The sequence below is a fragment of the Spirosoma oryzicola genome, assembly GCF_021233055.1.
Taxonomy (GTDB): domain Bacteria; phylum Bacteroidota; class Bacteroidia; order Cytophagales; family Spirosomataceae; genus Spirosoma; species Spirosoma oryzicola.
Window position 1 is genome coordinate 617,364 of the sequence record NZ_CP089538.1, and the last position, 18,550, is coordinate 635,913.

15 protein-coding genes are annotated in these 18,550 nt (G+C 49.1%); 4 read left to right on the plus strand and 11 right to left on the minus strand.

Going from position 1 to position 18,550, the window contains the following annotated elements:
* Window positions 1-56: 56 nt before the first annotated feature.
* Window positions 57-389 carry a hypothetical protein gene (locus tag LQ777_RS02610; protein ID WP_232560963.1) on the minus strand — a complete coding sequence of 111 codons (333 nt, stop codon included), beginning with the start codon at window positions 387-389 and terminating at the stop codon, window positions 57-59.
* A 43-nt stretch (window positions 390-432) separates the two neighbouring features.
* Here LQ777_RS02610 and LQ777_RS02615 point away from each other — a divergent pair, with 43 nt between their 5' ends.
* The 3 genes from LQ777_RS02615 (at window position 433) to LQ777_RS02625 (ending at window position 3,814) form a co-directional block, all read left to right on the plus strand.
* Window positions 433-1,419: a helix-turn-helix domain-containing protein gene (locus LQ777_RS02615; RefSeq protein ID WP_232560964.1), complete on the plus strand. Its 987-nt coding sequence runs from the start codon at window positions 433-435 to the stop codon at window positions 1,417-1,419.
* Window positions 1,420-1,425: 6 nt separating this feature from the next.
* Window positions 1,426-2,811, plus strand: a complete 1,386-nt coding sequence (locus tag LQ777_RS02620) for a tyrosine-type recombinase/integrase (protein WP_232560965.1) — start codon at window positions 1,426-1,428, stop codon at window positions 2,809-2,811.
* Window positions 2,812-3,169: 358 nt separating this feature from the next.
* Window positions 3,170-3,814: a hypothetical protein gene (locus LQ777_RS02625; protein ID WP_232560966.1), complete on the plus strand. Its 645-nt coding sequence runs from the start codon at window positions 3,170-3,172 to the stop codon at window positions 3,812-3,814.
* A 243-nt stretch (window positions 3,815-4,057) separates the two neighbouring features.
* On the opposite strand, the gene LQ777_RS02630 is transcribed toward LQ777_RS02625, so the two are convergent.
* The 9 genes from LQ777_RS02630 to galE all read right to left on the minus strand — a co-directional run bounded on the left by LQ777_RS02630 (window position 4,058) and on the right by galE (window position 16,905).
* Window positions 4,058-6,046 (minus strand): heavy metal translocating P-type ATPase, encoded by a 1,989-nt coding sequence (locus tag LQ777_RS02630; protein ID WP_232560967.1) that lies wholly within the window; start codon window positions 6,044-6,046, stop codon window positions 4,058-4,060.
* 8 nt (window positions 6,047-6,054) lie between these two features.
* Window positions 6,055-6,681 carry a hypothetical protein gene (locus tag LQ777_RS02635; RefSeq protein WP_232560968.1) on the minus strand — a complete coding sequence of 209 codons (627 nt, stop codon included), beginning with the start codon at window positions 6,679-6,681 and terminating at the stop codon, window positions 6,055-6,057.
* A gap of 71 nt (window positions 6,682-6,752) precedes the next feature.
* Complete coding sequence (locus LQ777_RS02640; protein ID WP_232560969.1) at window positions 6,753-8,018, minus strand: efflux RND transporter periplasmic adaptor subunit; 1,266 nt, start codon at window positions 8,016-8,018, stop codon at window positions 6,753-6,755.
* A gap of 10 nt (window positions 8,019-8,028) precedes the next feature.
* On the minus strand, window positions 8,029-12,453 hold the full coding sequence (locus LQ777_RS02645) for a CusA/CzcA family heavy metal efflux RND transporter (RefSeq protein ID WP_232560970.1): 4,425 nt from the start codon (window positions 12,451-12,453) through the stop codon (window positions 8,029-8,031).
* A 98-nt stretch (window positions 12,454-12,551) separates the two neighbouring features.
* Entirely contained in the window at window positions 12,552-12,899 is a 348-nt protein-coding gene (locus LQ777_RS02650; RefSeq protein WP_232560971.1) for a hypothetical protein, read from the minus strand.
* A gap of 255 nt (window positions 12,900-13,154) precedes the next feature.
* Window positions 13,155-13,451 carry a hypothetical protein gene (locus LQ777_RS02655; RefSeq protein WP_232560972.1) on the minus strand — a complete coding sequence of 99 codons (297 nt, stop codon included), beginning with the start codon at window positions 13,449-13,451 and terminating at the stop codon, window positions 13,155-13,157.
* 380 nt (window positions 13,452-13,831) lie between these two features.
* A complete protein-coding gene (gene rfbA / locus LQ777_RS02660) occupies window positions 13,832-14,692 on the minus strand; it encodes a glucose-1-phosphate thymidylyltransferase RfbA (protein ID WP_232560973.1) in 861 nt (286 codons plus the stop codon).
* 57 nt (window positions 14,693-14,749) lie between these two features.
* Window positions 14,750-15,811 carry a dTDP-glucose 4,6-dehydratase gene (gene rfbB, locus LQ777_RS02665; RefSeq protein ID WP_232560974.1) on the minus strand — a complete coding sequence of 354 codons (1,062 nt, stop codon included), beginning with the start codon at window positions 15,809-15,811 and terminating at the stop codon, window positions 14,750-14,752.
* Window positions 15,812-15,873: 62 nt separating this feature from the next.
* Window positions 15,874-16,905, minus strand: a complete 1,032-nt coding sequence (gene galE / locus LQ777_RS02670; protein ID WP_232560975.1) for a UDP-glucose 4-epimerase GalE — start codon at window positions 16,903-16,905, stop codon at window positions 15,874-15,876.
* A gap of 130 nt (window positions 16,906-17,035) precedes the next feature.
* On the opposite strand from galE, the gene LQ777_RS02675 reads away from it, so the two are divergent.
* On the plus strand, window positions 17,036-17,911 hold the full coding sequence (locus LQ777_RS02675; RefSeq protein ID WP_232560976.1) for a transglutaminase-like domain-containing protein: 876 nt from the start codon (window positions 17,036-17,038) through the stop codon (window positions 17,909-17,911).
* A 4-nt stretch (window positions 17,912-17,915) separates the two neighbouring features.
* Here the strand turns inward: LQ777_RS02675 and LQ777_RS02680 are convergent, their stop codons facing one another.
* Window positions 17,916-18,542 (minus strand): 4'-phosphopantetheinyl transferase family protein, encoded by a 627-nt coding sequence (locus tag LQ777_RS02680; RefSeq protein WP_425276921.1) that lies wholly within the window; start codon window positions 18,540-18,542, stop codon window positions 17,916-17,918.
* Window positions 18,543-18,550 lie beyond the last annotated feature (8 nt).

Sequence of the window (18,550 nt, forward strand, 5' to 3'; positions counted from 1 at the left end):
GACCAGTCGCTCAAGTCGCTGCCACAGCGAAAGCGGCACGACAACCGAATCGGGGCTTATTTGTCGAACTGTTGCGCTCTCCATGTCTTGAAATCAGATATTTGAGTTTCCAGTTGATCAGCCTCAGAACGTAGCTGAAAAATACGCCTTTCCGATTCCTCAATAACTGCGGTCAGAATACGTCTGCGAACATGATATTTGTAGCCAGGGCGCGGGTTTTTTGCCATTCTACTAACAACTTGGTAAGCTACATTTGCCAGCTCTGCGATGCGACCGAAACCGATTTTTTGCGTAACAGCCGAAAAATCTTTTTCAATATTTTGCATAAGATTCCAACCTTTCCCTAAATTTTGCGTGATGTTAATAAAAAGTTTTGCAAATATTAACATCGAATTTATTCCTCGCAAGGAAAGAGCATAATAATATTACATAATGAGCCAAACAGCCGAATTATACCAGATGAATGCAAGTGAAAAGATTACCGCGTTACGTGATATGCTAGGAATAAACCAGAATCGGTTTTCTCAGCTGATCGGCGTAGCGCCTTCGACCATGACCCGGTTAGAGCGAGGTACGCCAAATAAGCCTAGTCAGGATACGCTGCAAAAGATCGCCGACACATTCAACGAGGTTACAATCGAATGGCTTGAGAATGATCAGGACGAAACGATGCCCTCGGCTCTGACGATGACAAACGAACGGCCAATCGCCCAGAATGACCACGAGGGAAAGCGTTTGCGTCGGTTTGTCGAACGGCATAAGCCGACGCTGAATCAGGAACTGATCGGCAAGGAAATCGGCGTTTCCCGCAATCAGGTCGGTGCCTATTACAATACAGAACGTTTCCGTCAGAACGTTAGAATTAATATCCTGAAAGCGCTCGGTAAGCTACTGGATCGTAACGTAACGCCCGAAGAGGTGTTCGGCGAGGCTCGCACTGCGGCGACCTCCGTACCGACGAACCTTATTGCCGTACCGCGCCTGAGTGTAGCGGATCGCCCGAAGCTGGACGCGAAATATCTGGATGAGGTACAAAGCAACTTTATGCCGTCCATGCGGCCAGAAACGGCTATGTACGCGCCAAAACAGGCTGTATCGGTAGAACAGCACAAACGCGCCTATGCGATTGAGGTAGGAAACTCTGACCGCATGGAGCCTTTATATTTTACTGGGTACTGGCTGCTGGGGCTTGCGCTCGAACCTGCCGACTACTCGCGTTTGTTTGACGGATCGGTCGCAATCGTCACCAGCGACGGCGAGTTTCTGCTAAAGCGGGTTATTGCCAATAACCTGCGCACGACTGGCGTTCTTGAGCTGGGTAGCTTCACCACCGAACGGGGCGGAACCGTTCAACTGCGCAAATCAGATATACAGCTGATGTTTTCAATACCCGGTATCATTTACGGCCTGAACGCCTAGTTTGCTATGTCATCGGTTACTTACAAATTTGTCCAGAACGAAACGCTGCGCGAAGATGGAACGCGGCTTATCCTGCTACGGATAACCTACAAACGTAAACTAAAGTACGTTGGTACGGGTGTGTACGTTCGTGAAAAGAGTTTTAACCCTGACGGCACGTACGAAAAACAGAACTGGATTCGCAAGGGACACGACAATTATCAGACGCTGAACGAGATTCTGAGAAACTGGCAGGATAAAGCCTATTCCAGCCTCAGCCGTCTGAGCCAGACAAACCGGCCTTTTACTGCCGATGACATTAAACGGGCTTTGGTCAACAACGAAACGGATTCGTTTTCGGGCTATATCGAGCAGCAGATAGCCGTTTATCAGCAGCGGGAGCAAAATAGTAACGTGCGCAATCACTCCGCCGTACTGGTTAACCTGCGCCGTTTTTTGAACCGTAACGAGAAAACGGGCGAAGTCTCATTCTATGAGCTGACGCCGGACGTAATCAATCAGTTTGAAACCTACCTGCTGACGCGCACCATTAAACGGCCTACAACCGACGCGGCCCGGCGCAATACGACAACGGACTACCTGCGCCGGATTCGCCAGCACATCACAGGTTACATTAACAAGCATAATCTACCCTCTGAAACAGACCCCCTGCGGGGAAAGAAATTAGTAACGGCCCCCGTCAACCGGAGCCGGTTAACTGAGGCCGAGCTTGAGGTATTGATCGACGCGGATTTTAGCGACATCAAGAAAGGGCGCAAGGTCACCAATTCAGTCGAGTCCTGGGCGCGGGATTTGTACGTATGTAGCTATTACCTTCACGGTATCCGGGGCGGTGATCTGGTGTCGGCCCGTTGCGAGCAGCTGCAACAGGTCTGGCATTTGCAGGACGATAAACCTGTACGTCAGTGGCGTTTCTCGTTTATATCCGATAAGAAAGACAAACCAAAAACGATAGTTATTGAGGAGCCGGCCCTTTCAATCATGCTTCGGCACGCGAAAGACAAAAAGTCCCAGGACTTCATATTTCCGTTTATGCGTCACCCTCGTTACAGCATAATGACCGAAAGTCAGCTGTCCAACGCGGTAAGCACGAAAATAAGCGACATAGACAAGGTTTTAAAACGGGTTGCTACCCATCTTGATATACCGAAGAATTTAACCCTACACACGGCTCGGCATACGTTCGCTGAGCATTTGTTCGATATGACGGAAAACGTTCGCTTAGTGCAGCAGGCTTTAGGCCACCAGTCGATTATTACGACAGAGCGTTATCTGTCCAGCTTCAATCAGGACTTTGTTGATAAAGCCAACGTGCTGTATAAACGGCGTAGCCAGTTGGGGCCGGAGGCAATGGACGATAAGACAGAACAAATTCTGTCTCGCAAAGAGTAATATGTAGGTATTAATGAAGATAAATATCAATGTCATCCAGCGTAGTAAGAGTACTGAAATAGTTTATTTATAAACATAATAACAAAAAAAGTCCTGGAAAAAGAACTAGGACTTTTTTTGTTATTATGAAACAAGAAAAAAGATAATATTATTAACTAATTTCAATAATAGTAAATAAAATATATATTTTTATTTAATAATAATATATTAGTAATTATGAAAATGAAAGAATATAATATTAAAAATTATTGGGAGGTTAATATTAAATTAATGCTAACTGAGAAAATAGTTAATAATTTTTGTTTAGATTTATAATAAACATCGAATAAACAATGAGACCAGTTTTACAACCTGCTACATGGACACCATACAACAAGTTCCCCGCCCAAAAGTACCGGAGTCAGGTACAGAACCTGAACTCCCGAACTGGCTGAAAGTTCTATTTTATATTGTCGATGGAAAGTATGTCATAAAAATTATAAAACAGTTTTTGTGGACTGCTGCCATATTCTTTTTGTTTATGGTTAAGATAGGTCTAATAGAAACTCCTCCTATTCCTATCCCTACTGGGTTAAAGAAGTTTTTTGAGGATGACAAAAGCAAGAATAAATTTTGGCCTAACAAAGCATCGCTGGAGCAGGCTACAAAACTGCTCGATCAACAGCAGAAGCTTAATACTACCTTATTGCTTTATGTTATTATAGCTAAAGAGGGTGACGAACTTAACCAAATTGCATACGAGTCAAATCAGGAGCCTCAGCTTATGAGGCGACTTAATAGCCACATAATAGATGACAAAAAAATCATCGCTGGAGAGACGCCAATAATAATGATAGCTCGTGGTGCTGTAACAAATGAGGCTACTGGCTCAATAGCTCATATCGCAGCGAAAAACCGTGTATCATTGCAGTTACTACTAGAAGCAAACTACCTAACTTTAGATTACGCAAAAAAAGGAGCAAGAATATTGATACCATATCAGCACGGAAAAAGAAACTTTTGAAGCGTAAAACTATACTGAAACATTTACCGAAAGCGAGCGAAAAATAACCTTTCGGAACAAGACTTTAAAGCAACCTAACTAGCTGAGTGCGAAAACAAATATTCCGTCCTGTTTCGATATCTTATTATATAGGTTAGGTTAAAGGAAACCCTGTCAACATTATGATTGACAGGGCTTTTTGTTGTACCGTGTTTTCTGGCCGATCTGCTTCTTGCGAAAAAGGCTTGGTAAACTGACAGGGCGTTAGCGAAATTTGAGATTCTGTACCCGCACCGCATTGAGAATCGCCAGCATTGCCACGCCAACATCGGCGAAGACCGCTTCCCACATCGTGGCAATACCTCCTGCACCCAGCAGAAGTACAATCGCTTTGACGATGAGTGATAGACTAATGTTTTGCCAGACAATTCGACGAGTGGCTTGACCGATAGCAACGGCAGTTGCAATTTTAGCCGGTTCGTCATTCTGAATGATTACGTCAGCCGTCTCGATGGTGGCGTCTGAACCCAGACCGCCCATCGCTATTCCAACGTCGGCCAGCGCAACGACAGGGGCATCGTTGACGCCATCACCGACGAAGGCCAATTTTGCTTTTTTGTCACCGGTATACGCAGCTTTAAGGTGCTCAACCTGAGCGACTTTATCTTCAGGAAGTAAATCGCCGTGCCATTCATCGACGCCAAGCTGTTGGGCAACTGCGTCAACCACCGCTGATTTATCGCCCGATAACATCACGGTACGAATGCCATTTTCCTTAAGACGCTGGATCGCGTCGGCTGCGTCGGGTTTGAGTTCATCCGCAATCGTAAAATACCCAGCGAACTGCCCGTCGAGGGCCGTCATAACAATGGTGTAAGGTATGTTAAGCAATGATTCATCGAATACTACGCCGAACTTTCGCAGTAGCTTGGCGTTTCCGGCCAGCATAGTCCTACCGGCTACCTTGCCTTTTAAGCCGTGACCGGGAATTTCTTCGACATCTTCTACTGAAACGGATTCGTATCCTTTCCCGGCATAGGCAATAAGTGCCGTAGCTACCGGATGCGTTGATTTACTTTCCAATGCCGCTGTTAATTTGGCTAGTTCATTGGCATCAATGCCTATGGATGTGGCATCCTGAACCTTAAAGACTCCTTTTGTCAGGGTACCCGTTTTGTCCATGACGACCGTTTTAAGCTGGGTCATCAAATCGAGAAATACGGAGCCTTTGAACAAAATACCATGTTTGGACCCCGCACCGATACCACCAAAATACCCGAGCGGAATCGAGATGACCAATGCGCATGGACAACCAATCACGAGAAAGACCAACCCCCGGTAAAGCCAGTCGTGAAATTGGTAATCAGCCACGAAAAAATAAGGCACGAGCGTAATCAGCAACGCTAGCCCACAGATGGCTGGCGTGTAGATTCGGGCAAAGCGGGCTATAAATTCCTGAGTCTGTGCTTTACGACCTGTTGCCTGCTGAACGAGCTTAAGAATGCGGGATAACTTAGAATCCTGATAAGGCGTTGTTACGTCCATCTCGACCAGCGATTGCCGGTTAATCATTCCGGCCAGCACAACGTCGCCCTTGCGAATGGTACGGGGAACGCTTTCTCCGGTTAAGGCCGCCGTGTCGAAACTGCCGCTTTCTGATCGCATAGTGCCGTCGAGGCCGACTTTCTCACCGGGCTTTACCTGGACAACGTCGCCAACGGCTACCGTGGCTGCTTGAACCGGCATTGCTTGCCCATTCCGGATAACCGTTACCTGATCGGGTCTAACATCCAACAGCGCTTTGATTGACCGACGGGCGCGCAACACAGCCGCATCCTGAAACAGTTCGCCGATGGTGTAAAACAGCATGACCGTAACCCCTTCGGGATATTCGCCGATGCCAAAAGCGCCTACCGTGGCAACACCCATCAGAAAAAATTCTGTGAACACATCCCGGTGGAGAATCCGGCTCCAGGCGCGGTGCAGGACTGGCCATCCGACAGGAAGATAAGCGATCAGGTACCAGAGAAAGCGAATCGGGTTCTGAAACCAGTCGGCAGCGTAATGGTCTAGAGCAATACCGGCTAGCAGCAAAACCAAGCTACTGATGGCCGGTGCGTAGGTGCGCCAGGTCTGCTCCGGACCTTTCTTCGCCGGTGCTGCATTAGCCGCCGGGGTTGTACCTGTTTCTATCAGGGCCACGTCCTCGTGGTCGTGATCGTCGTCATGAGTATGATTGTGGTCGTGTGCCATAGCGTCCGTTAGAATTCGATGTAAAAATTAAGTATAGCCAGCCCGATCAGTGTCAAACTAGTTATTAGATTTTCATTGTGTTCAAACCAATGAGCGTTGACCCGGCGCAACCCATGCCGCCCCAGCGTAACCATGACCAGCATTCCCGATAACGTGATCACATTATAGATCAGGACGACCAGGGCAACGGCCTGCCAACCCTGAGCGCCCGCGCTCAAGAAGTAAGCTTCAATTTCCAGACAGGGTGAAAGAAACATAGCCAGTCCCAACGATAGGAGTAAGGCACTGAACGAGCGTGTCTGCCGGACTGCTTTCGTGTCGATATGGTTGTGAAGGTGCCGGTGCTGGATGTGCTGCATCAAATACCAAAGCCCCAGCGCAAGGAGCAGTAAAGGAATGGCTCGCTCCGAAAGATCGTGGTAGTTCTCGGCCAGTTGCCATCCCGCTAAACTCACCAGTATACCTAACAAACTGGTACTGATTGTGTGCGCCAGTCCAACAACTACGGTAACAAAAATTAACTGCCGGTACGACCAGCGTTCGGTCTGGCCAATGGTCACGAGGGGTAACCAATGGCTGGGGATCAGGGCGTGAAGCAGGCTCAGCGTTAGACTACCCGTGATAAGTGCGTTCATTGAATTGAGTATAAACGGTTTGGCGACATATCTCCAACATAAGCAACCAGCATAAGCCAAGGTTCCTTTCGTCAATGAGCATGACCTTCCTCGTGCCCACCAGCGGCCTGAAGCTGTGATAGTACCGCATAAGCGCCGTTGGTCACCACTTTAGTCGTAGCCAGATCGATTGTAGATGGTAGTGTAATTTGCGAATAACCACCTTCGGTTACTCCCCGCCGAACCTGAATCTGTTTAAAGCTTGTACCATGCTGTTCCGCTTCGTCTGGCTGGTGATTCGCTTCGCTTTTTTCTTCATGCTCATGGTGTTTAGGGGCTTGCTCGTTGGTGACTACAAAAATGTAATCCTTTCCCTCGGCGGATACAATAGCACCTTCCGGTAACGCCGTCACTCGACTGTCGCCCAGATCAAGGCTTGCTTTCAGGAAGGTGTTAGGTGTCAGGTGAGCGGCTGGTTGGTCAAGCTGGGCGACCACGCGAACGGAACGGTCGGCATCAATGGATTGATTGATGTGTTTGATGCGTCCGTAGCGTTCACGCCCGTTTTCGTTTGTCAGTCGGATAACTACCCGCTGACCCTCCCGAAGCTGTGGCAGGTCCTTTTCAAAGACAGTAAGTTCAGCGTACAGCCCATGACTGCTGGTCAGTTGAGCAATTACATCGCTGGGTTGTACGTATTGTCCGGCTGTGGTCGATAGACTCGTTACAACACCAGCCACGGGTGCGGTCAGGACATACATACTGCTAAATTTACCGTCTAGGGCTGCCTGCGTCGATAAGCCAACTAGCCGCATCCGGTGAGCCATTCCCGCTAAACGGGCGCGTGTTGCCTTTAGGTCGGCGCTGGTCTGCTGAAATACTTTCAAGGCGCTTACATTTTGCTCGCTGAGCTCTTTCTGACGAGCAAATTCGGTTTCTAAAAACGTTAGTCGGCTATACGTTTCGGCGTAATCCTGCTGTAGCTGAATCAGATCCGGGTTTTCGATGCGGGCCAGTACCTGCCCTTTCGTGACAGGCTGACCGGGCAACAACGGTATCGTTCGGATGAATCCACCTAATAACGCCGATACATTGACCTGACTTTGAGCCGGAACGGCTAATCGACCATTGACGGTCAACTGCTGACTTAAATTGCGGTAGTCGATTTTTCCTAAACGGATGCCACCAATGCGGATCTGATCATCCGTCAGTTCGACAATGTCGGCCGGTTCTTCGTTGTGCGTATGCGTTGTTTCTGCTTTCGTTTCACGCTCGTTGGTTGCCTGTTGCTTGCAGCCCGCAAGACTGAACAGGGCAACTAGCAGGGCAATCAGATAGCGATTTAGTAAGGTCAACATAGGGATGGGATTAAGGCAGACCAAGTAATTGCTCCAGAGCGATGACCGCCTGATTGTATTGATTAATGGTGTCTACGTAGCCAGTGCGGGTTTGGTAAGCCTGGGTAAGCGCCTGAGAGAGTTGCAGATACGCGATTTCGCCCGCCCGAAACGCTCGATTTGCCTGATCGGTCAACAAGCGAGCCGTAGGTAGCCCGGTTTGATCGTAGTAGTTGAGGCTACTTTGCAGTTTGCGAATCGATTGAACTAGAATGCTTAACTCGCCTTGCAGATTCCGTTGAGTCAAACTCAGACTGGCTTCGCTTAGTTGCTGGCCTAGTCGGGCCGCTTCGACGCGCGCGCGTTGCGGACGAGTAAACAAAGGCACGGCGACCCCCGCTATGAAGCCTTGAAACCGTTTTCCGCCACCATAACTAACTTCCTGATTGTCGACCGTATACGTTCCAATGAGCGATTGGTTGAAATAACCCAGCGAAAAAGAAGGGAGCAGACGCGCTTGTTCGACCGCCGTTTGCTGAGCGGCTACTTCGGTTTGTTGGCGCAGTAAAGCCAGTTCAGGCGTTTGGGCCAGCGTGATCGAATCCGTTACAGTCGGTAAGTTGCGACGGGTCAGGCTGTTCTCCGAGAGTTGAATCGGTCGATTGGTGTTTAGCAACGTTTGCAAACGGCTCTGGGCAATCTGCTGATCGGCTTCATTTTGGGCCAGTAGATTTCGCAGTTCACCCAATTGATTGCTAGCCGTCGCCACTTCAACGGTTGTACCCTCACCTGTTTTCAGCCGAAGTTCGGTAGCCGCCCGAAATGCAATCAACAGGCTATCCTGAGACCGTAAAAGCTTATTCCGTTCTACCAGATAAAGCAGATCGTAATAAGCGGCTTTTACCTGCGCCCTCAAACCATTCTGCGTTAACTTGGCCTGTACTTCACTGCTGGCGATAGCCGCATCAGCCAGACGTCCCAATTGCTTAATGAGTTTAGGGTTAGGCAAGCTTTGCTGAAGCGTGACGTTGTTATCGAAGTTGACGCCGTTGTATTGCCCCCCCATCCAGGATAAATTCGTCGCTCCAATGTCACGGGCCGACCGACGACCAGTCTGCTGAATGGCCGTATTGAGCGTACTGACGCGAGTACTTCCGTTGTTGGTAATAGCCTGTTGTAAAGCCGCATCAAGCGAGAGTGACGTTGTCGTCAGTTGTGGAACCTGAGCCTGCACCGAGTGGTAAATACCGCCTAGTAGCCCCAGCACAAGTAAACCGGTCAGCGCTTTACCAATCGCCGTTGGTGTACCGCTGGATAAATGCCTGACGCCTGCGCTGTTTCTCTGTTGAGTGGTTTGTTCCCACCAGTAAAGACACGGCAGCACCAGGAGCGTTAATAGCGTGGCCGACAGCAACCCGCCAATGACTACCGTAGCCAGAGGTCGTTGGACCTCCGCGCCTGCCGTTTTGGCTAAAGCCATTGGCAAAAAGCCCAACGAAGCCACGAGTGCGGTCATCATAACCGGACGCAGTCGGGTAGCGGTCCCCTGGAGAATCCGCTCGCGTAAACTGAGTTCAGTTTCGGTCTTAAGGTGGTTGAATTCACCAATCAGAACGATACCGTTTAAAACTGCCACGCCAAAAAGGGCAATAAAGCCGACGCCCGCCGAAATACTAAACGGCATATCTCGAATCCAAAGGGCGAAGATGCCCCCAATGGCCGACAAGGGAATGGCCGAAAAAACTAGCAGACTCTGACGAATCGATCTAAACGTAAAAAAGAGCAGGGTAAAAATTAAACCCAAAGCGGCCGGTACAGCGATGCTAAGCCGATCTTTTGCTTCTTCCAGGTTTTGAAATTGACCGCCATACGTCAGATAATAGCCCGGAGAAAGTTTGAGTTGCTGGTCTAGCTTTTGTTGTAATTCGCGGACAACGCTTTCTACGTCGCGTTCGCGCACATTGAAGGCCACTGTGATTCGCCGTTGCGCATTTTCGCGCTGTACCTGGTTGGTGCTGTTTTGAAACGACACATCAGCAAGTTGACTCAGCGGAATCGCTTGACCGTCTACGGATGTCACCAGCAGATTCTGCACATCTTCGAGTCGTTGGCGGCTTTGCTGTTGCAGCCGAACCACCAGATCGTACCGTCGCTCGCCTTCGTAAACCAAACCCGCCGAAGCACCGGCAAAAGCAGCTTGCAGGTACCGGTTGGCTTCTTCAACCGACAACCCGAAGCGAGCCAGTGCGTCGCGGTCAAAACGAACCACGATCTGCGGTAAACCGGAAACCTGTTCGACGTACAGATCTTTCACGCCTTGTACCGTAGTCGCTATCCGACCGATGCGGGCGGCATATTCGGCCAGCAATTTCAGGTCTTCGCCATAAAGTTTGATCGCCACATCCTGCTTAACGCCCGAAATCAGTTCGCTAAACCGCATCTGGATGGGTTGAAGGAAACCAAAACTTACGCCCGGAATCTGGTTGAGCTTATCCTGCATTTTATCCGCTAATTCCTCCCGACTGTCCGCCGAAGTCCATTCGCTACGGTCCTTGAGGATAACCATCAAATCGGTGGCTTCTATCGGCATCGGATCAGTCGGAATTTCGCTGGCACCGGTCTTGCCAACCACTTCAATTACTTCCGGAAAGGTTTCTTTCAACATACGGCCTGCCTGTAAGGATGCTTCACTGGACTGAGCGAGCGAAGAGCCAGTCATGACGCGCGTTTCAACGGCAAAATCACCTTCGTCTAGTTGCGGAATGAATTCGCCCCCCAATCGGCTAAAAACCAACAGGCTACCGGCGAAGAGTACCAGTGAGGAACCAACGACCATACCTTTATGATTGAGCGTCCACGTTATCGCTGGTGTATAGAGCCGGTGGAAAAAAGCCATGATCCGGTCAGAGATGGTCCGTGATCCTTCACGGACAGGTTTCTTACTCAGGAGCAGAGCCGAAACCATAGGAACGTACGTTAGCGAGAGGATAAAAGCGCCAACAATGGCAAAAACGACGGTCTGGGCCATCGGGCGAAACATTTTGCCTTCAATACCGACCAATGCGAGAATAGGCAGGTACACAATCAGGATAATAATCTCGCCAAAGGCAGCCGATGAGCGTATCCGGCTGGCGGATTCAAAAACTTCTTCGTCCATCTCGGCCTGCGACAGGTTACGCCGGAAACGTTTCAGCATCAGATGGTGCAAGGTCGCTTCTACGATAATCACCGCACCGTCGACAATCAGCCCAAAGTCAATAGCGCCTAAACTCATCAGATTGCCCGATACACCAAAGAAGTTCATGAGCGAGACCGCAAACAGCATTGACAGGGGAATCACCGAGGCTACAACCAGTCCGGCACGCCAGTTGCCCAGGAGTAAAATCAACACAAACAGGACAATCAACGCTCCTTCGATCAGGTTACGCTCGACCGTTCCGATAGCCCGATCAACCAGCTTTGTCCGGTCCAGAAACGCGTGAATTTCTACACCTTCGGGCAGCGATTTTTTGATTTGCTCGATGCGCTCTTTGACGTTACCGATTACCTCGGACGAGTTGGCCCCTTTGAGCATCATGACAATAGCGCCCACCACTTCGCCCTCGCCGTTGCGAGTCATGGCTCCGTAGCGTACCGCATGACCAAACTGAACCTGAGCCACGTCGCGCACCAGTACAGGAATACCCGCTGGAGTTCGGTGTACCTCGATTTTGCCAATGTCGGCCAGCGAACCGATAAGACCTTCTGAACGGATAAAGTACGCATTTGGTCGGCGGTCGATGTAGGCTCCGCCCGCGTTCTGGTTATTGCGCTGCAAAGCCGTAAACAACTCATCCATCGTAACCCCCGAGGCTCTAAGCCGCTGTGGGTCAATTGCTACTTCGTACTGTTTAAGGTAACCGCCAAAGCTACTGACATCCGCTACGCCTTTCGTGCCCAGCAACTGCCGCCTGACAATCCAGTCCTGTATGGAGCGCAGTTCCATGGCCGGGTAGCGTTTTTCGTAACCAGGTTTGGCCCGTAGGACGTATTGGTAAATTTCGCCGAGGCCGGTAGTCACTGGCGATAATTCGGGAACACCCGCATCCGCCGGGATTTGCGAACGAGCCGCCTGCAATCGCTCAAAAACCTGTTGGCGAGCTAGATAAACATCGACTTTATCTGAGAAGACAATCGTGATCACCGACAGGCCAAAGCGGGAAATTGAACGGACTTCCTCCAGGTCGGGTAGGGTTGCCATCGTCTGCTCAATCGGAAAACTGATGAGTCGCTCAACATCCAGCGCCGACAAGGTTGGACTTTGCGTAATGACCTGCACCTGGTTATTCGTGATGTCGGGCAGCGCATCAATAGGAAGCTTGGACAGCGAGTAACTTCCCCAGATGACGAGTGCGAGCGTAAAGAGCCCGATAATCAGTTTGTTCTGTATAGAAAAACGAATGATGCGATCCAGCATAATTGAATCTGAACAAGTGGATACAAAAAGATGCTGCGTACGAATCAACTGCATATGCTGATGAAGCATACGGGGTCAATCGTAAACGCAAGAGGTGTTCAGATTACTAATTTGGGAGGCTGCCAGATCGCCGAAAGTGGATCAGCCCATTGGAGAAGCGTATACTGAAAATCCGTCGTTGCAACTAAGGCAACTTCGACGAGATAAGCCGGGGAGTAATGAAACTGTGGAGCGACTGTAATTGTGGCCGCACAGCAGGCACAGCTACAGAATGGTGTACAATGGTCTTGATGGTCGTGAGAGGCTTCTGACGAAGCGGTCTTCGCCGAAATAAACGCGCCCTGGTTGCCTTGCCCGATTATGGATAAGGCTTCATCTGCGCACGGCCACAGGGAAAGGCCAGTCAGATAAAGAGCCAGTATGGTTGTCAACCACTTCACGGCCATAAAAGTACGGTGAAACTTCGTGCAACAGGTAGTCAAAAAGCCGCCTACTGTACAAAATTCAGCTTAACGCATGGCTTTTAACGGAAATGATCACCAACTGACTGTACCAAATTTGGGGTAATTGCCATGTCTTGCTGAATTTGGTAAAACAGCAAGACATGACTGGCTCAAAAAAACACGGTGATATGTGAAGACCGCAGGAATGCCAGACTAACACCCCAATTAAACTTAGTTCATGCGGTTGTGGTACCGCAACTAATCAAAATCTTTGTCTTCCAGAATGCGCACAACGTCAATCAGCGACTCTGCATCTAAATCGCTCCAGCTAAAGAATTCGACAAGTTCTTCGTTTACAATGTAAGCCAGGCCATGTTCGGTCAGTGCGTTGAACGGCTGACCCACGTATTCCCATTCTTCCGCGAGATAGATCTGGGGAATGACCTTGCCTTTGTGATCTTTGACATTTGTACGGTATAACTGGGTAATTATTTTCGTAACCTTGGTTTGAAAGAAGTCAAGCTCCGTTGTGAGCGTGTCAACATAGTGCATCATGCTTTCTTAGGTATTTTTTAAGTACGGTTAACTGTGGAAACAAGGTGTAATCCTGAGTTGATTTCCCTAGCTTACGCTATGTGACGGTAGTTAAGTGAAATAGTCTCAATGTATCTTTTTTATGTATATAGGTATATTTAAGCGTGTTTGTCTTTTATAATCGAGAATACAGCGTTTATTTATTATAGCTAATGTACTGATAAATAAGGATTTAATAAATTTCTTATTTTCTGCCGTTTGTTGTCATAGCTTAATTTGTTAGCTGCTTGCTACACTCTTTATTTACTAAGCGGTTAGTTGTTGCTCAAAAAGCATAAAAAAAACGCCAAGGAATTCCTTGACGTTTCTAACCAATATAAACGCTACAACTAAGGTTACGTTTATTTGAGAATGTTCAATAAATACTGACCATAACCACTTTTTACCAGCGGTTTGGCAATGGCTGTCAATTGTTCTGCATTGATGAATTTCATGCGATACGCAATCTCTTCAATACAGCCGATTTTTAGTCCCTGGCGTTCTTCAATCACCTGCACGAACTGACCCGCCTGCATCAACGACGCAAACGTACCTGTGTCGAGCCAGGCCGTTCCCCGGTCCAGTACACCCACTTTCAGCTTACCGCGTTCGAGGTAGACCCGGTTGATATCGGTGATTTCTAGCTCGCCCCTGGGAGATGGTTTAATGTTCTTTGCAATTTCTACGACCTCATTGTCATAGAAATAAAGCCCTGGAACAGCGAAGTGAGACTTGGGCTGCTCAGGTTTTTCCTCGATAGAAAGTACGTTGAACGAATCATCAAACTCCACGACGCCATAACGCTCAGGGTCATGTACCTGGTAAGCGTACACGACTCCACCATCTGGATCATTGTTAGCCTGAAGTAGTTTCGACAATCCTGAACCGTAAAAAATATTGTCACCAAGAACGAGTGCTACCTTATCGTCACCGATAAACTCTTCGCCAATAATAAACGCCTGTGCCAGTCCATCCGGGCTAGGCTGAATGGCGTAGCTGAAGCGGCACCCGATCCGTTCCCCATCGCCGAGAAGTTTCTCAAAGTGAGGCAGATCGTGTGGTGTCGAGATGATTAAAATGTCACGAATACCCGCCAGCATCAAAATAGACAGGGGGTAGTAAATCATCGGCTTGTCATAAACGGGCATAAGCTGTTTACTGACTGCCAGTGTAAGCGGATGAAGACGGGTGCCGGAGCCCCCGGCCAGTATAATTCCTTTCATAGTAGAGCGCAGAGCCGGAGCCGAGAATTTATTTACTCCCGGCTCCATGCTTTGCTTTTAACGATTTGCGTACATTCCCTGATAATAAGTCTGATAAGTGCCCGACGTAACGTTGTCCAGCCACTGCTGATTAGCCAGGAACCAATCTACCGTTTTTTCGAGACCTTCTTCGAATTGCAACGAGGGTTGCCAGCCAAGTTCATTCATGATCTTGTGAGCGTCAATAGCGTAACGGAGATCATGTCCGGCCCGGTCGGTTACGTACGTGATCAGCTGCGCCGATGTGCCTTCTGGCCGTCCAAGCTTGCGGTCCATAATGGAGCACAGCAAATGAACCAGATCAATATTTTTCCACTCGTTAAAGCCGCCAATGTTATACGTTTCGCCCAGTTCGCCTTTGTGAAAAACGGTATCAATCGCCCGTGCGTGGTCCACTACATACAGCCAGTCACGGATGTTTTCTCCTTTGCCATAGACCGGTAAAGGCTTGTTAGTCTGAATATTATGAATCATCAACGGAATGAGTTTTTCCGGAAAATGATTCGGGCCGTAGTTGTTCGAACAGTTTGTCAACACGACCGGCAGCTTGTAAGTATTACCATAAGCCCGTACAAAATGGTCGGATGCTGCTTTGGAAGCGGAATAAGGCGATTGAGGATCGTAAGCGGTTTCTTCAGTGAAGAAATCTTCGGGATTATGAAGCGATCCGTATACTTCGTCGGTCGAGACGTGGTAGAATCGTTTTCCTTCGAAGCCCGATTCGCTTGCCTGCCAGCTGTTCTTTGCCGCGTTCAGCAGGTTAACAGTACCCACGACGTTCGTCATGACAAACGCCATCGGGTCGGTGATCGAACGGTCAACGTGCGATTCGGCCGCGAGGTGAATAACGCCATCGAACAGCAGTTCGGTGAACATATCGTCTATGAACTTCGCGTCTGTAATATCGCCCTTGATGAACGTGTAGTTCGGCGCATTTTCGATATCCGACAGGTTTGCCAGATTACCGGCATAGGTCAGCTTATCGAGGTTATAAATTTGGTACTCCGGGTACTTTGTGACGAATAATCGAACAACATGCGATCCAATAAATCCGGCTCCGCCCGTGATAAGAATTTTCATTGTTAATAAGTTTTCAGTATACGGTATGTAGTTAACTTTATAGATAGCTAATATAGCCTAAGTTAACTGATTTTCTGCTGCCACCGCCAAGCATCCCGCAAAGATTCTGCCAGTGAACGACGTGCCTGCCAGTCGAGTGCCTGATTGGCTTTGGTGACATCGGCATAGACCTGCTCTACATCGCCCGCACGACGAGGTCCGATGGTGTAATTAAGCTTAACGCCGGTTTCCTGTTCGAACGTCTTGATGATATTCAGGACCGTTTCTCCCCGGCCTGTGCCGATGTTGATGACATCGTAGCTCGCTTCGTCGCTGGACTCACTTAGTTTCCGCAGGGCTTGTACGTGCGCTTCGGCCAGATCAACGACATGAATATAATCGCGGACGCAGGTACCGTCGGATGTGTTGTAGTCATCGCCGTAAACGGTGAGGCTCTGGCGGATACCAGCAGCTGTTTGCGTGATGAACGGAATCAGGTTGGCCGGAACACCGAGCGGCAGTTCACCAATTTCGGCTGACGGATGTGCTCCAACCGGATTAAAATAGCGCAGCGCTAATGCTTTAATGGGTACTTGAGCGTTTACCGTATCACGGATGATGTCTTCGCTGATGGCTTTTGTATTACCATACGGCGACTGGGCCGGTAGTCGGGGTGTTTGCTCCGTAACAGGTAGTTGCTCCGGTTGGCCGTACACGGTACAGGACGATGAAAATACCAGGTTAGACACCTTATACTTTGGCATCAGTTCTAACAGCAGCAGCAGCGAATCCAGATTGTTTCGGTAATACTTCAGCGGCTTTTGAACCGATTCACCCACCGCTTTGTAGGCGGCAAAATGAATGACACCGCTAAAGCCTTCTTTCTGAAAGATAGCTGCCATTTCGGCGGCATCGTTACAGTTGGCCGAATAGCACGTTACATCGCGGCCCAGTATGGTCCGCAGACCGTCGAGCACGGACCGTTCGGAGTTGGAAAAGTCGTCGACAATGACCGGCTCAAAACCGGCTTCAACCAGGGAAACAACTGTGTGCGAACCAATAAAGCCAGCACCGCCGGTTACCAGAATCTTTGGGGAATTACCTGTAGGAGTCAAACCGTTTTTTATAAAAATTTTGTTGTTATTTTAGGATACTGGCCCGTTAAACCAGACAAAAGTAGTATATTCAGGAGGTTTCCGAAAGTAGTTTTTATCTTGGGGCTACCTTAAAACGTTACAAAAAAGCATGAGCGACAACGAATTAAAAGCGCTGATCTCCTTGTTGGACGACGAAGATATGGAGGTAGTTGAACATGTTGAACAGCAAATACGACAAATAGGCGGGCAAATGATTCCGCTGCTGGAAACCGAATGGGAGGGAAGTTTTAATCCAGCCCTTCAAAAGCGAATCGAAGAAATCATCCACGATTTGCAGTACGAATCCGTGCTGGATCGGATGCGCGATTGGAAAAACGGTGGCGCCATGGACCTCTTGGAAGGCCTCTGGATTGTTTCGACCTACCAATACCCGGATCTGTCGCTCGACAAGTTAAAGCGTGATATTGAGCAATTGTATTACGATGTCTGGATTGATATCAAGCCAGACATGCACCCAGACGAGCAGGTTCGGGCTATGAACAATGCTTTCTTCACGAAGCTGAAATTTGCACCGAATACCAAGCATTTTCACTCGCCGTCTAACTCGATGATCAATCAGGTGCTGGAAACACGGCGGGGTAATCCGATCACGCTTTGTGTGCTTTACATGCTGATCGCCAAGCGCCTGAACCTGCCCGTTTATGGCGTAAACCTGCCCAACTTGTTCGTTCTGACGTATAAGAATGACAACGGGGTTCAGTTTTATATCAATGTTTTCAATCGGGGGCTGGTATTTACGAAGAAAGACATCGACCAGTATATCGACCAATTGAATCTAAAGCGTCTGGATACGTTCTATCAACCCTGCACAAACGTTGATATCGTTCGTCGGGTGCTTCGAAACCTGACCCTTGCCTTCGAAAAAAATGGCGATACGGACCGGGTTCAGGAGGTTGAACGAATTCTGGATATGGTTAAAGACGATGGGGATGGTTTGCCCTTGTCGGATTACACCCAACGATAGCCTACTAAAAAGCAAGTGCCAACAGGCCGGGCCCGACCTGAAAACAACGAATCGTTAGTTGTGCTTCGTGGTCGGGTAGCCGGACATGACCAACCAGATGGTCGTCGCCATCCGCAAACGGTTCAACGTGCAAATGATCACGGAAGGTAAGCTGGCGTCTGCCGTAGAGTTTGTACAGCGCTTCTTTCGCGCACCAGTAGACGGCCAGCCGATTTGGCTCTCCGGCTGCGTGGCTGATCTCATCCTCCGATAAAACCCGTGGCACAACGCGCCGAAACTGTTCCCGAATGGGTTCGATATCGATACCAACCGGACGGGTCCGGTGCAATACCGCAGCCGCCCAGCCGCCCGTGTGCGAAAGGGAAATGTGCCAGGGTGCCCCAATCAGGTGTGGTTTTCCATATTCGTCTTTCTGTAGTCCGGCGTATGCTAACCCTTGCGCTTCAACCAAGCTTTTGACGGCCACCCGGCAGGCCAGCCATTCGACGCGTTGGGCCGGATGGCTGATACCGGCCAGATCCTCCTGTTCGGGTGCGGTCAGTGTTAGATCAGCCCGGAGCGTTGGCTCGTCCTCGGTGATAGACCGGAGCACAGCCACGCAATCATTCGTTATTTCTAATTCGATAGTCACGAATCAAA

Bases quoted from the DNA above. Each gene is read 5' to 3' on its own strand.
- LQ777_RS02610 (WP_232560963.1), bottom strand. From the start codon at position 389: ATGTTAATATTTGCAAAACTTTTTATTAACATCACGCAAAATTTAGGG.
- LQ777_RS02615 (WP_232560964.1), top strand. From the start codon at position 433: ATGAGCCAAACAGCCGAATTATACCAGATGAATGCAAGTGAAAAGATT.
- LQ777_RS02620 (WP_232560965.1), top strand. From the start codon at position 1,426: ATGTCATCGGTTACTTACAAATTTGTCCAGAACGAAACGCTGCGCGAA.
- LQ777_RS02625 (WP_232560966.1), top strand. From the start codon at position 3,170: ATGGACACCATACAACAAGTTCCCCGCCCAAAAGTACCGGAGTCAGGT.
- LQ777_RS02630 (WP_232560967.1), bottom strand. From the start codon at position 6,046: ATGGCACACGACCACAATCATACTCATGACGACGATCACGACCACGAG.
- LQ777_RS02635 (WP_232560968.1), bottom strand. From the start codon at position 6,681: ATGAACGCACTTATCACGGGTAGTCTAACGCTGAGCCTGCTTCACGCC.
- LQ777_RS02640 (WP_232560969.1), bottom strand. From the start codon at position 8,018: ATGTTGACCTTACTAAATCGCTATCTGATTGCCCTGCTAGTTGCCCTG.
- LQ777_RS02645 (WP_232560970.1), bottom strand. From the start codon at position 12,453: ATGCTGGATCGCATCATTCGTTTTTCTATACAGAACAAACTGATTATC.
- LQ777_RS02650 (WP_232560971.1), bottom strand. From the start codon at position 12,899: ATGGCCGTGAAGTGGTTGACAACCATACTGGCTCTTTATCTGACTGGC.
- LQ777_RS02655 (WP_232560972.1), bottom strand. From the start codon at position 13,451: ATGATGCACTATGTTGACACGCTCACAACGGAGCTTGACTTCTTTCAA.
- rfbA (WP_232560973.1), bottom strand. From the start codon at position 14,692: ATGAAAGGAATTATACTGGCCGGGGGCTCCGGCACCCGTCTTCATCCG.
- rfbB (WP_232560974.1), bottom strand. From the start codon at position 15,811: ATGAAAATTCTTATCACGGGCGGAGCCGGATTTATTGGATCGCATGTT.
- LQ777_RS02675 (WP_232560976.1), top strand. From the start codon at position 17,036: ATGAGCGACAACGAATTAAAAGCGCTGATCTCCTTGTTGGACGACGAA.